This is a genomic window from Nonomuraea sp. NPDC049655 (assembly GCF_044465465.1).
In the GTDB taxonomy this organism is placed as follows: Bacteria; Actinomycetota; Actinomycetes; order Streptosporangiales; family Streptosporangiaceae; genus Nonomuraea.
This window is the reverse complement of record NZ_JBITLS010000016.1, coordinates 314,640-327,658: the sequence shown is the minus strand read 5'-3', so window position 1 is coordinate 327,658 and position 13,019 is coordinate 314,640. Positions and strand designations below refer to the sequence as shown.

At 71.6% G+C, this 13,019-nt stretch carries 8 protein-coding genes and 1 pseudogene; 5 read left to right on the top strand and 4 right to left on the bottom strand.

Annotation, left to right across the window (positions count from 1 at the left end):
• A pseudogene (locus ACIBQ6_RS42315) lies at positions 1–686 on the top strand (phospholipid carrier-dependent glycosyltransferase); the annotation flags it as partial.
• Here ACIBQ6_RS42315 and ACIBQ6_RS42310 read toward each other — a convergent pair.
• Positions 622–2,109, bottom strand: a complete 1,488-nt coding sequence (locus ACIBQ6_RS42310; RefSeq protein ID WP_358294601.1) for a hypothetical protein — start codon at positions 2,107–2,109, stop codon at positions 622–624. The pseudogene ACIBQ6_RS42315 and the gene ACIBQ6_RS42310 sit on opposite strands and share 65 nt — an antisense overlap.
• A 160-nt stretch (positions 2,110–2,269) precedes the next feature.
• Here ACIBQ6_RS42310 and ACIBQ6_RS42305 point away from each other — a divergent pair, with 160 nt between their 5' ends.
• Entirely contained in the window at positions 2,270–3,490 is a 1,221-nt protein-coding gene (locus ACIBQ6_RS42305; protein WP_358294599.1) for a glycosyltransferase, read from the top strand.
• 119 nt (positions 3,491–3,609) lie between these two features.
• The gene (gene metG / locus ACIBQ6_RS42300) at positions 3,610–5,391 is read left to right on the top strand and encodes a methionine--tRNA ligase (protein ID WP_358294597.1); all 1,782 of its coding nucleotides are present in this window, start codon (positions 3,610–3,612) and stop codon (positions 5,389–5,391) included.
• On the opposite strand, the gene ACIBQ6_RS42295 is transcribed toward metG, so the two are convergent.
• Positions 5,336–6,565: an FAD-dependent monooxygenase gene (locus ACIBQ6_RS42295; RefSeq protein ID WP_397218602.1), complete on the bottom strand. Its 1,230-nt coding sequence runs from the start codon at positions 6,563–6,565 to the stop codon at positions 5,336–5,338. The two genes, metG and ACIBQ6_RS42295, sit on opposite strands and share 56 nt — an antisense overlap.
• Before the next feature lie 89 nt (positions 6,566–6,654).
• On the bottom strand, positions 6,655–9,825 hold the full coding sequence (locus tag ACIBQ6_RS42290; RefSeq protein WP_397218601.1) for an ATP-binding protein: 3,171 nt from the start codon (positions 9,823–9,825) through the stop codon (positions 6,655–6,657).
• A gap of 18 nt (positions 9,826–9,843) precedes the next feature.
• Here ACIBQ6_RS42290 and ACIBQ6_RS42285 point away from each other — a divergent pair, with 18 nt between their 5' ends.
• Both ACIBQ6_RS42285 and ACIBQ6_RS42280 read left to right on the top strand, forming a co-directional pair.
• Complete coding sequence (locus ACIBQ6_RS42285) at positions 9,844–10,698, top strand: TatD family hydrolase (protein ID WP_397218600.1); 855 nt, start codon at positions 9,844–9,846, stop codon at positions 10,696–10,698.
• 167 nt (positions 10,699–10,865) lie between these two features.
• Positions 10,866–11,702, top strand: a complete 837-nt coding sequence (locus ACIBQ6_RS42280) for a ubiquitin-like domain-containing protein (protein ID WP_358294588.1) — start codon at positions 10,866–10,868, stop codon at positions 11,700–11,702.
• Between the two features lie 106 nt (positions 11,703–11,808).
• Here ACIBQ6_RS42280 and ACIBQ6_RS42275 read toward each other — a convergent pair whose 3' ends face one another.
• The gene (locus ACIBQ6_RS42275) at positions 11,809–12,990 is read right to left on the bottom strand and encodes an FG-GAP-like repeat-containing protein (protein ID WP_397218599.1); all 1,182 of its coding nucleotides are present in this window, start codon (positions 12,988–12,990) and stop codon (positions 11,809–11,811) included.
• Between the last annotated feature and the right edge of the window lie 29 nt (positions 12,991–13,019).

The following is a 13,019-nucleotide window of genomic DNA, read 5'->3' as shown; positions in this document are numbered from 1 at the left end:
GCTGGTTCGCCTCCGCGAACGGCTACGGCCGCAACTGGGACCAGGCCACCTCCTCCGGCCCCTTCTTCTTCCTGTTCGACTCCATGCGCTCATGGATCCAGTACCAGTGGCAGGTCTTCACCTTCCACAACGGGGTGCACGAGTACCACCAGTACATGTCCGACCCCTGGACGTGGCCGCTGCTCGTCCGTCCGGTGTCGTTCTACTACCCCGCCGACGTGCCGCCGTCGGCGTGCGGGGCCTCCGCGTGCGCGCAGGCGATCCACGGGACCGGCACCCCCGCCCTGTGGTTCGGCGCGCTGCTCGCGCTGGCGGGCACGGCCGTCCTGTACGCCAGGAGCCGCGACTGGCGGGCCGGGGCGGTGCTGCTGGCGTACGCGATGGGCTGGCTGCCCTGGTTCTACTACGCCCTGGCCGACGACCGCACGATGTACCTGTTCTACATGCTGCCGGTGGTGCCGTTCATGGTGCTGGCGGTCGTGCTGATGGCCGGGCTCGTGCTCGGCCGGGCCGACGCGCCGCCCACGCGCAGAGCCGTCGGGGCGGCGTTCGCAGGCGCGTTCGCGATGATCGTGCTGATCAACTTCTGGTGGCTGCAGCCGGTGCTCACGGCCGAGACGCTCACGCAGACACAGTGGTGGGCTCGGATGCTGATGCGCTCCTGGGTGACCGCCGCCCCCAAGTGACGCCCTTGCGCAGCGTGATGGCCGCCGCGATGCAGGCCAGCGGGACGGCCGGCAGCACGTAGCGGTAGTCGAACTCGGCCGTCGCCGCCGGGGCCAGCAACAGCCCGAACGCCCCCAGCCAGGGCAGCGCCACCGGGCCGCCGAACCTGCGCCAGCGGACGACGATGCCGTACAGGCCGATCAGCATGATGCCGCCGAGCATGATGCCGCGCAGGTAGAAGATCTTCTGGTAGCCGCTCATGATGTCCGCCCACGGGTGGACGATCCTGGTCTCGGGCGGGCCCTGCTCGTAGCTGAACGCGTCGGTGTCGGTGTGGCCGCCCCCGTAGGAGGACCACTTCGGCAGGCGCTTGGGCCGCCCGGTGTCGTCCACCTCGTAATAGGGCTTGAACTGGTACATGTTGTACGTCGACTCGTCCGGGAAGCGCGGCCGTCCCCAGTGGAAGGAGCGGAAGAAGTCGCGCGCGACCACCTTCAGGTAGTCGCCCGGCTGGGACAGGATCGCCCGCGTCGCGAACGCGCTGGCCGCGTCGTTGGTGATGCCGCTGAACTTCTTGTTGATGCCCCACCGGTGGAGGACCTCGCCGGTGCCCGTGCCGTCGCCGTTGCCCTGTCCCCACAGATACCACTGTGCGTAGTCTTTGCGCTGGTTGACCGGGTCGTTGATGCACAACAGGAGAAGCTGCACCTCCTTGTACTTGTCGATCTTCATCTCGTTGCAGTCGGCGAAGATCGCGGTACGCATGTAGAGGATGAGCCCGTCGCTGTTGGTCATGGCGAATTTGCCGTAATTTGTGGAAAACCAACCCATATAGCTAAGAACGGGAACCGCGCACGCCGCGATGACCGCCACGATGGGCCGCCACCCCGTGCGCTGGACGATCAGGTAGAGCACCACGAGCCCGAGGATCGGCATGCCGATCGACCGGGTCAGCCAGGTCAGCGCGAGCAGCAGCCCGACCACGATCCCGGCCCGCCATGACAGCCGCCGCTTCCACAGCACCAGCGTCACCACGCCCACGACCAGCAGCGTGAACAGGGTGTCGGACATGACCATCTGCTCAAGCTGGATCTGGTAGGCGTCGAACAGCACCGGCGCCGCCGCGAGCGTGGCCCCCCACTTGGGCAGCGCGAACTTGCAGCGCAGCAGGGCGTAGATGAGCGCGGCCGCGGCCAGGCCCATCAGGTGTTGCGTGAAGATGGCGAGCGTGAAGCTGTGGAACGGCTTGAGCAGCATCAGCCAGAAGCTGTAGCCGTCGGGCCTGATCGGGTGGGGCCTGGGGTGCAGCGCCACGTTGACGTACTCGTAGGAGTCGTTGAACCACATCGCCGGGCCGTAACCGAGCATGGTGATCAGCCGCAGCACGGCGCCGACGCCGAAGGCCACGGCGAACACGCGATGACGGCGCACGAGGGACAGCACGCGAGCTGCCCGGCCAGGAGCGGAGTGGTCCACAGGGGTAATCTCCGCGACGCTCACCATGCTGTAAAGAATGCCAGTCGTTTTTAGGTCTTGACCCGAGCACGCCGGGCACAGGGCATGATGGTTCACTGGAAGAGCCTTATTACTGAAGGGTTGAGACGTGGAACTGACGGTGGTCATGCCCTGCCTCAACGAGGCGGAGACCGTGGAAGTCTGTGTGCGCAAGGCATTGGCGTGCATGGAGGAGCACGGAATCGAAGGGGAAGTCCTGATCGCCGACAACGGCAGCACGGACGGCTCACAGCAGCTCGCGCGTGATGCCGGTGCCCGTGTCGTCCACGTCGACGAGAAGGGCTACGGCAACGCCCTCATGGGCGGCATCCGCGCCGCCCGCGGCAAGTACGTGATCATGGGCGACGCCGACGACTCCTACGACTTCACCTCGTTGCTCCCGTTCGTCGAGCAGCTCCGCGACGGCGCCGACCTCGTGATGGGCAACCGGTTCAAGGGCGGCATCGCCCCCGGGGCCATGCCCCCGCTCCACCGCTACCTGGGCAACCCGGTGCTGTCGTTCATCGGCCGGCTGTTCTTCCCGTCGGCCATCGGCGACTTCCACTGCGGCCTGCGTGGCTTCCGGCGCGACTCGATCCTGCGCCTCCACCTCCAGACCGGGGGCATGGAGTTCGCCTCCGAGATGGTCGTCCGCTCCACGCTGTCCGGCCTCGACGTGCGCGAGGTGCCCACCACGCTCTCGCCCGACGGCCGTTCGCGCCCGCCGCACCTGCGCTCCTGGCGCGACGGCTGGCGCCACCTGCGCTTCCTGCTGCTCTACAGCCCCAAGTGGCTGTTCTTCTACCCCGGCGTGTTCCTGATGGTCCTCGGCCTGATCGCGGGCACGGCGCTGACGTTCGGGCCGGTGGAGATCGGCGAGCTGGCCTTCGACGTCGACACCCTGGTCGGGTCGTCGGCGCTGGTCGTGATCGGCTTCCAGGCGGCGCTGTTCGCGGTGTTCACGAAGGTCTACGCGGCCGAGGAGGGCTTCCTGCCCGAGTCGCGGCGGATCCGGAAGATCATCGACATCGTGACGCTGGAGAAGGGCCTCGTGGTCGGCGGCCTGCTGGCGCTGGCCGGTCTGGTCGGCCTGGTGATGTCGCTGGTCCACTGGCAGGTGCGCAGCTTCGGCGCGCTCGACCCGCGCGAGTCGCTGCGCATGGTCGTCCCGGCCGCCACGGCGCTCGTCATGAGCTTCCAGACGATCTTCGCCTCGCTGTTCATCAGCATCCTCGGCATCCGCCGTACCAAGGAGAGCTCGATCGACGTGGCCGCCAAGGCGGCCGAGGAGGCCGCCGAGGCGGTCTCCCTGGAGAAGACCAAGCGCTAGGGTCCTCCGCGTCCCGGTGGGAGCCGGCGCCGGCCACGTGCCGGCGCCGGCTTCCGTCTTTCCGCGCGGGGGTTGGGGGTTTGGACGAGGAGCGGGGCCGGGCCCCGTAGGCTTAGGTCATGTCCCAGCACATCTTGACCGCCGTCGCGTGGCCGTACGCTAACGGCCCCCGCCACATCGGGCACGTCTCGGGTTTCGGCGTGCCGTCCGACGTCTTCAGCCGCTACCAGCGGATGGCGGGCAACAAGGTGCTGATGGTGTCCGGCACCGACGAGCACGGCACTCCGATCCAGGTGCAGGCCGACAAGGAGGGCGTCAGCGCCCGCGAGCTGGCCGACAGGTACAACAGGGTGATCGCCGAAGACCTGACCGGTCTCGGGCTCTCCTACGACCTGTTCACCCGGACCACGACGAAGAACCACTACGCCGTCACGCAGCAGATCTTCAAGGGCCTCTACGACAACGGCTACATCTTCCCCAAGACCACGATGGGCGCGATCTCGCCCTCGACCGGCCGTACCCTGCCCGACCGCTACATCGAGGGCACCTGCCCCATCTGCGGCTACGACGGCGCGCGCGGCGACCAGTGCGACAACTGCGGCAACCAGCTCGACCCGATCCAGCTCATCAACCCCAAGAGCCGCATCAACGGCGAGACCCCCGTCTTCGTCGAGACCGAGCACTTCATGCTCGACCTGCCCGCCTTCGCCGAGGTCCTGGGCTCCTACCTGCAGTCCAAGCAGGGCGAGTGGCGGCCCAACGTGCTGAAGTTCGCCCTCAACCTGCTCGGCGACCTCCAGCCCCGCGCGATCAGCCGCGACCTCGACTGGGGTGTGCCGATCCCGCTGGACGGGTGGCGCGACCAGCCCAACAAGCGCCTCTACGTGTGGTTCGACGCGGTCATCGGCTACCTGTCGGCCTCCATCGAGTGGGCCAGGCGCTCCGGCGACCCCGACGCCTGGCGCCAGTGGTGGCAGAACCCCGACGCCCGCGGCTACTACTTCATGGGCAAGGACAACATCGTCTTCCACGCCGAGATCTGGCCGGCGATGTTGTTCGGCTACAGCGGCATCGGCGCGCGCGGCGGCTCGCCCGGCGCGCTCGGCGCGCTCGACGTGCCGTCCGAGGTGGTCTCCAGCGAGTTCCTGACGATGGAGGGCAAGAAGTTCTCCTCCTCCAGGCAAGTAGTAATTTACGTGCGCGACTTCCTGGCGCGTTACGACGCCGACGCCCTGCGCTACTACATCGCCGTGGCCGGCCCCGAGAACCAGGACACCGACTTCACCTGGCAGGAGTTCGTCAACCGCAACAACGGCGAGCTCGTCGCCGCCTGGGGCAACCTGGTCAACCGGTCGATCTCGATGGCGTCCAAGAACTTCGGCGTCGTGCCCGAGGCCGGCGACCTGACCGACGCCGACCGGGCCATGCTGGAGCGCTCGCGCAACGCGTTCGCCCCGGTGGGCGCCGAGCTGGGCAGGTCGCGGTTCAAGAACGCGATCACCGAGGCGTTCGACGTCGTCCGCGAGGCCAACAAATACCTGGCCGAGCAGGAGCCCTGGAAGCTCAAGGACGACATCGAGCGGCAGAAGTCGATCCTCCACGTCGCCCTCCAGGTCGTCGACGACGCCAAGACGATGCTCACGCCGTTCCTGCCGGGCTCGTCCAACAAGGTCTTCTCGATGCTCGGCGGCCAGGGCGTCTGGTCCGGCATGCCGGAGATCCGCGAGGTCGACGAAGACGGCGGCGCCCCCTACCCCGTCATCACCGGCGAGTACGACGGCGCCGCGCGCTGGGAGCACCGGCCGATCAAGCCCGGCACCCCGCTCGCGCCGCCCGTGCCGCTGTTCAAGAAGCTCGACCAGAAGGTCGTCGAAGAGGAGCTGGGCCGGCTGGCCGACTGAGGTCGTAGTCCTTGAGCGTGATGGCGGAGGCGGTCTTCCTGACCGACTTCGCTATCACGCCCTTCCACGGCAGATACGGCATGATCTTGTAGTTCTGGTTCATGAACCAGGCCATCAGCCGGTTCTCCGGCACCATGAACTTGCTGACGCCCACGGCCGACTTCTGGCAGCCGGTGGCGTAGGCGCGCACCTCCTGCTCGTAGCGGGCGAACGCGGTCCGGTGGTCGCCGCCGGCCGCGGCCAGCTCGCCCGCCAGCACGTGCGCGCCGACCAGCGCGAGGCCGGTGCCCATGCCCGACAGCGGCGACGGGCAGCAGGCGGCGTCGCCGATCAGCACCACCCGGCCGCGCGACCACGAGTCCAGGTGCACCTGGCTGGTGGAGTCGAAGTAGAAGTCGTCGGCGTCCCACATCCTGCGCAGCAGCTTGGGCGTCTCCCAGCCGACCCCCCGGTACGCCTCGGCCAGCAGCTCCTTCTGCCGGGTGACGTCCCGGCGGTCGTGCTCCAGCGGCGGTGAGCCGAAGTAGAACATGGCCTTGGCCTCGGTGTTGTTCCTGGCGCTGTAGAGGCCGACCGTCTTGCCGGGCGTGCTGTGGAGCAGGCCCGTGTGGTCGAGGCCCAGGTAGTTGTCGAGGGTGAACACCGCGCAGTAGAGCCCGAGGTGGCTGGTGACGGCGGCCTCCGGCGCGTCGAAGGCCAGCGAGCGCACGTTGGAGTGCAGGCCGTCCGCGCCCACCACGAGGTCGAACCTGCGCGTCGCGCCCCGCTCGAACGTCACCGTCACCCCGTCCGCGTCCTGGGCCAGGGAGGTGATGGAGTCGCCGAAGACGTACTCGGCGCGGTCCTTGGTGGCGTCGTACAGGATGCGGGCCAGGTCGCCGCGGAGGATCTCGACGTCGCCGGAGAACAGGTCGCCGGGCACGGAGGCGAGCTTCTTGCCGGACTCGTTGACGTACGACATGTCGCCCATGTGGGTCTGGAGGCGCTCGACGTCGGCGAGGATGCCGAGCGCGCGCAGCGCGGTCATGTGCGCCTCGCCGCGGAAGTCGACGGAGTAGCCGCCCTCACGCAGGGCGGGGGCGCGTTCGACGACGGTGACGCGGTGGCCGGAGCGGATGAGGTGGAGGGCCAGGGCGGGGCCGGCGACGCTCGCGCCGGAGATCAGGATGTCCATGCCCGAGAGCCTGCCGGGCCCCGCTCACCGCCCCCTCACCCCACGCTCACCGCCGCCCCGGCCCCGCTCACCGCCTTCTTGCTCGGGGCTCAGGCCGGGTCGTGGAGCGGGAAGTCGTCGAGGGAGTGCAGGGGGGAGGCGTCGATGACCTCCGCCGGGACGCCGGCCAGCATCAGCGCCTCCCGGTGGGAGAGCCGCACGCCCGCCCGCCGCGCCTCCGCGTACGCCTGCTCGCCCAGCGCCTCGCGCAGCCGCCGCGACAGCCCGGCGACGTGCTCGTCCTCGGGCACGTCGATGCCGCGGATCGCGACGGCGGCGCCGAGCAGCGTGGCCGCCGCCGCCGGATCGTCGTCGAAGGCCAGCACGGCCAGCGCCTCGATCGCCCTGACGCTCTCCGACAGTGCGCCCGACGTGACCGTGCTCTCCATCGCCCGCAGGTAGGAGGCCCGCGCCCCGGCCGTGTCGCCCTCGGCCGCGGCCAGCCGTCCGAGCCCGACGAGCAGCCTGGCCATGTTCCCGGACGTCTTCACCCAGACCGGGTCGGACCGGCGCAACGCATCCTCGTAGAGTTCCCGGGCCCGGACCAGGTCGCCCTCGCGTACCGCCACGTCGCCCAGGCCGCGCAGGGCCGCCGGCAGGATCGCGCCGCCCGTGCGCCCGGCCAGCTCCGCCGCGCGCTCGTAGTCGGCCCGCGCGCCGGCCAGGTCGTGCCGGATGCGGTAGTCGCCCCGGTTGCAGTAGTGGTCGGCCAGGTCCTCCTCCGCGCCGAGCTGCTCGGCCAGGGTGATGGCCTCCTCGGTGCGGGCCAGCGCGGTGGCCTCGTCGCCGCACGTGCTGGCCAGCCAGGCCAGGGCGTCGAGCGTCATCGCCGAGCCCCAGCGCTCGCCGAGGCCGCGGAAACCCTGGAGGGCCGCCTTCAGGTCCGCCTCGGCGGCGGCGAACTCGCCGGCCGCCATTCGCGGGTAGGCCCAGATCAGCCGGGTGGCGGCCGTCTCCCAGGCGTCGGGGCCGCGCTCGCCGCGCCGGATCAGCGCGATCGTGACGGCGGGGTCGACCGACGCCGAGGTGACCATCGGCCACAGGCAGGTGACGACCGGGTTCCGCAGGCCGTCCGCCGCGATCATCGTCTCGGCGCCGTCCTTGTGGCGCTCCCACAGCTCGCGCCGCCCGCTCGCCGCGGTGAGCAGGGTCAGCAGGTACGCGTCCCCCAGCGCGGGATCGGGCCGTGGACCGGCCGCCTCCAGCAGGGCCGCCGCCTCCTTGGCGGGAACCGCGCGCATGCCTCGCATCCACAGCGAGAACGTCTGCGCGGCCAGCAGCCGCATCCCGAGCGCCACCTCGCCCTGCTCCACCGTCCAGCGCAGCGCCGCCTGGAGGTTGTCGTGGTCGGCCGCGAACCGGGCCAGCCACGGCAACTGCTCCGCGCCCCGCAGCCGAGGGTCGCCCTCCTCGGCCAGGGCGAGGAAGTACGCGGCGTGCGCCCGCCGGAAGGTCGCGGCCTCCGCGCCGAGCCGGTCGGCGCAGAACGCCCGGATCGTCTCCAGCATGCGGTAGCGGCCGCCCGACACCTCCAGGAGCGACTTGTCGGCCAGCGAGTCGAGCAGGTGCTCGGGCAGGCCGCAGACGGCCGCGGCGGCGGCCGCGGTGGCCCCGCCGGAGAAGACGGTCAGGCGCATGGCCATGGCCTGTTCGGGCTCGGTGAGCAGCTCCCAGCTCCAGGCGACGACCGCGCGCAACGTCTGGTGCCGGGCGTCGGCCGTACGGCTGCCGCGCAGGCTGAACCGGCCCTGACCGGCCAGGCGTTCGGCCAGCTCGCCGGCCTCGTGCGTACGCATGCGGGCGGCCGCCAGCTCGATGGCCAGCGGGAGGCCGTCCAGCGCGGCGCAGATGCGTTCGACCGGCTCACCAGGGGTGAAACCAGGACGTACGGCCTTGGCCCGGTCGGTGAAGAGCGTGCGGGCGTCGGAGGGGGTGAGGGGGCGTACCGGCCACAGGTGTTCGGGGGTGATCGCGAGCGGCTCGCGGCTCGTGGCCAGCACGCGCAACGCCGGGCACGCCGACAGCAGCCGCTCGGCCAGCGCCGCGGCCTCGCCGACGACGTGCTCGCAGTTGTCCAGGACCAGCAGGGCGGGCCGATCGGCGAGCACCGCGACCAGGCGGGCCAGGGGATCAGGCTCACCGGACGCGCCCAGCGCCGCGGCCCCCAGCAGCGCGCCGTCGCGTACGCCCAGCGCGGCCAGGACCGCTCGCGCGAGGTCGGCCCCCGGGCCGAGCGGGGCCAGCTCGACCAGGACGGCGTCGCGGTGGTCTCTGGCCAGCTCGACCGCCAGCCGGCTCTTGCCCGCCCCGCCGGGGCCGAGCAGCGTGACGAGACGGGCGGCGGCCAGCAGCGTCCGGACCTCGGCCAGGTCGCCGTCGCGGCCGACGAAGCTGGTGAGCCTGCCGGGCAGCGGCACCGCCGCTGGCCCCGTCCCGGGCCGTTGCGCCGGGGCCGGGGCCGGGGGCGTGCTGGGCGCGCCGCGCAGGAGGGACTGGTGGAGGGCGGCGAGCTCGGGGGAGGGATCGGCGCCCAGCTCATCGGCCAGCAGCCGCCGGGTCTCCTCGTAGAGCACCAGTGCCTCGGCCGGCCGGCCGTCGGCGCGCAGCGCCCGCATGAGCTGGCCGCGCAGCCGTTCGCGCAGGGGGTGGCGCTGGACCAGCTCGCCCAGCTCGGGGATGACGCCCTGGTGGCCGCCGCAGCGCAGGTCGGCCTCGATGCGGTCCTCCAGCGCGGCCAGGCGGCGCTCCTCCAGCGGCGCGCCGTGCACGGGGTCGAGGTCGGCGAAGGCGGGCCCCCGCCACAGGGCCAGCGCCTCCCGCAACAACGTCCCGGCCAGGGCGGCGTCGGCCCGGCCGTCGTCCGCCCTGTCGGTTTCGGCGTGGTGGTGGCCGAGGAGGGTGGCGCGGCCGGTGTCGGCGAGGTGCAGGAAACGGCCGGCGTCGATGTCGCCGGGGGCCGCCGGCAGCCGGTAGCCGGCGGGCGTCAGCTCGACCGGGATCCCGTCGCCCCGCAGGCGGGAGACCTGGGAGTGCAGGGCGTGCTGGGCGTTCTTCGGCGAGCGGTCGCCGTACAGGAGGTCGATCAGGCGGTCCTGGCTGACGATCTCGCCCGGACGGACGAGCAGCAACGCCAGCAGCGCGCGCCTGGCCGGACCACCCAGAGGTACGTCGACGCCGGCCGCGTCCCATGCCCGGGTGCTGCCGAGAATGCCGAAGCGCATGGAGGCTACTTTAGATGCGTGAGCAAGATTCCCGCCGCGCCCGAGCCGCTTTCCGCACCGGTGTTCGACAGCCACTGCCACCTGGACATCATGGTCGGCAACAGGCAGGCGTCCTCGGGCGACCCGGTGGCCCAGGCCGCGCAGGCGGCGGCGGCCACCGTACGGTCCATCCTGCGGGACGCCCGCGAGGTCGGCGTGACCAGGCTGGTCACCATCGGGTACGACCTGCCCTCCTCGCGCTGGAACGCCGAGGTGGCGGCCGAGCAGGAAGGCGTGTACGCCGGGGTCGCCATCCACCCCAACGAGGCCCACGAGGCGACCCCCGAGGTGCTGGCCGAGATCGAGTCGCTGGCCGGACAGGCCGACGTCCGCGCGGTGGGGGAGACCGGCCTCGACTACTTCCGCGACTGGGCGAGCAAGGACGACCAGCACGCGAGCTTCCGCGCGCACATCGAGATCGCCAAGCGCACCGGCAAGGCGCTGGTCATCCATGACCGGGACGCGCACGACGACGTCCTGAAGGTGCTGGCCGAGCAGGGCGCGCCGGACAAGGTGGTGTTCCACAGCTACTCAGGCGACGCCGAAATGGCGAAAAAGTGCGTGGAAGCCGGATATTTCATGTCCTTCTCCGGGCCCGTCACCTACAAGAACGCCGGCTACCTGCGCGAGGCCGCCGCCGTGGCCCCCATGGAGCTCATGCTCGTCGAGACCGACGCCCCCTACCTGCCGCCGGTCCCGTACCGGGGCAAGCCCAACGCCCCCTACCTCATCCCGCTCACCCTGCGCTGCCTCGCCGAGGTCAAGGGTGTCCATCCGGACGAGTTGTGCGCGGCGATCAGCACCAACGGAGTCACGGTCTTCGGCGAGTGGTGACCATCTTTCCGTTCGGCTTTTCGTGAAGCGGTGGAGGCGGGCGCGCCGCCGCCGCTAGCGTTCGGGCGGTCCCTGGCCGTTTCCGGAGGTGGTTCGTGCGAGGCAGGAGGCGTGCGCCGCGTCCGCGGATCCCCTGGCGTTCTCCGTGGACGCCGGTGGTGTGCGTCGTGGGTACGCTGGCCGCCGGCCTGCTGGTCGCGGCCTCGTACCTGGTCAAGGACGTCGTCGTGGTCGTCGACGGCACGCCGGTGGCGATCCGCGGCTTCGCCGCGCGGGTGGCCGACGCGCTCGGCGAGGCCGGCGTGTCCGTGGGGCAGGGCGACGTCGTGCGTCCCGCCCTGAGCGAGGGCATCGCCGACGGCTCCACCATCGAGGTGCGCCACGCCCGCCTGATCACGCTGACCCTCGACGGCCACACCACGACCCACCTGGTCACCGCCACCAACGTCCGGGACGCCCTGGCCGAGCTCGACGTCGAGGCGGCGGCCGGCAGCCTGTCCGCGCCGCCCGGCCGCCCGGTGCCGCTGTCGGGAATGTCGCTCACGGCGTACACCGAGCGCAGGGTCTACGTGGTCGCGGGCGCCACCCGGCTCGCCGCGCGCACCACGGCGCGTACCGTCCGGCAGGTGCTCAGGCAGGAGCGCGTCGTCGTCCGGCGCGGGTCCATGGTGCGCCCGCCGCTCGACAGCTTCCCCGAGGACGGGACGGTCATCACGGTCATGCCGCCGCGAGCCGTACAGATCCCGTGGGAGGTGACCCGGCTCGACTGGCAGGCGCTGGCCGACTGCGTGGCGCGCGGCGACCCCCGGGCGTACAACCCCGACGGGCCCTATTACGGGATGTACCAGTTCAGTCTGCCCATGTGGCAGGCTGTCGGCGGCGTCGGCCTGCCGAGCGCCTGGCCCGAGGAGGAGCAGACCTACCGGGCGCAGCTGCTCTACCAGCGGGTCGGCGGCCGGTGGCAGACCCAGTGGCCCAACTGCGGCGACCGCCTGTTCACCTGACGCCACCCTGTCCGGGCCTCTGTCCGGGCACTGTTCCAGGGCCCGGCCCGCTCGCCCGGCCCGCTCGCCCACCCTGTTCGGGCCCCGGCCCGCTCGCCCGGTCCGTTCACCCGGCCAGTGCGGTGCCGAAGTCGTTGCCCTTGGGGGGTTGCACCGACTGCACGTCGTCGGCGTTGCGCGGGGCCACCGCGACCTTCCCGTACGGCGGCCCGTCCGGCTGGCCCACGAAGAGCTTGTTCCCGCTGAAGGCCACCGACCAGCCGAACAGCCCCTCGGCCGTCGCGAGCTTCCGGTCGTCGGCCGGGTTCTTCCACGAGAACACCTGGACGCCGCCGCCGTAGGGCGCGCCGACGGCCAGCCTGCCGTCCGAGGAGGCGGCCATCGAGAAGCCGAACGCCTGCCTGCCGCCCTGCTTCAGCATCCTCGTCTGCTTCCTGCTCGGATCGAGGAGCTGCACGTAGCCGGGGCCGGGCGCACTGACGGCGTAACCGTTGCCCTCGGCGTAGGCGACCGCGTAGCCGTACCGGTCGCCGGAGGCCTTGGTGGGGGAGTCGAGCTTGAGGCTCACGATCCGGGGAGCCAGCACGTCGTCGATGAAGACCACCGACCCCGAGTCGATCTTGCCGGCCTGGACCTGCCGTCCCGCGCCGTCGTCGTTCTCGTACGGGACGCCCACGACCAGGCCGTTGCGCGGCCCGATCGCCAGCGACCAGCCGAACTGGTCGCCGACCTCGCTGTTGCCGCGCACGTCCACGGTCTCCTGGCTGATCCGGCGCAGCGCGCCCGAGCCCTGGCGCACGTAGACCGCGCCGGCGTCCTCGATCTGGCCGTCGTCCTCGTAGGGCGCGCCGATCACCGTCAGGTCGCCCCTGGCCGCCAGCGACCAGCCGAAGTGCGCGAACCGCTGCGGCTGCGGGGCGGTCAGGCGTTGCGGGGGCGCGGCCTTGCCGCCGTAGACGACGTAGACGCTGCCCGCGTCCTGCTCGCCGTCCACGTCCGCGAAGGGGGCGCCGATCAGCAGGTCGGCGCAGGAGTCGCCGTTGACGTCGGCCAGCCGTACGGACCAGCCCAGCCCGTCCCCCTTGACCGGCCCCGGCACGGCGACGGGGGTCACCTTGGCGCCCGACAGCAGGTGGACCGACCCCTTCTGCCCGTCGCCGAACGGGTCGCCCACGGCGACGTCATCCGCGCCGTCACCGTCGAAGTCGGCGGCTCCGGCGCAGGCCACCGCCGACGCGGCGGCGGGCGGCGGTGACAGGACGCCGCCGGCGGCGAGCAGGACGGCCATCGCCACCGCCTTGCAAGCGCCGGCGGGGA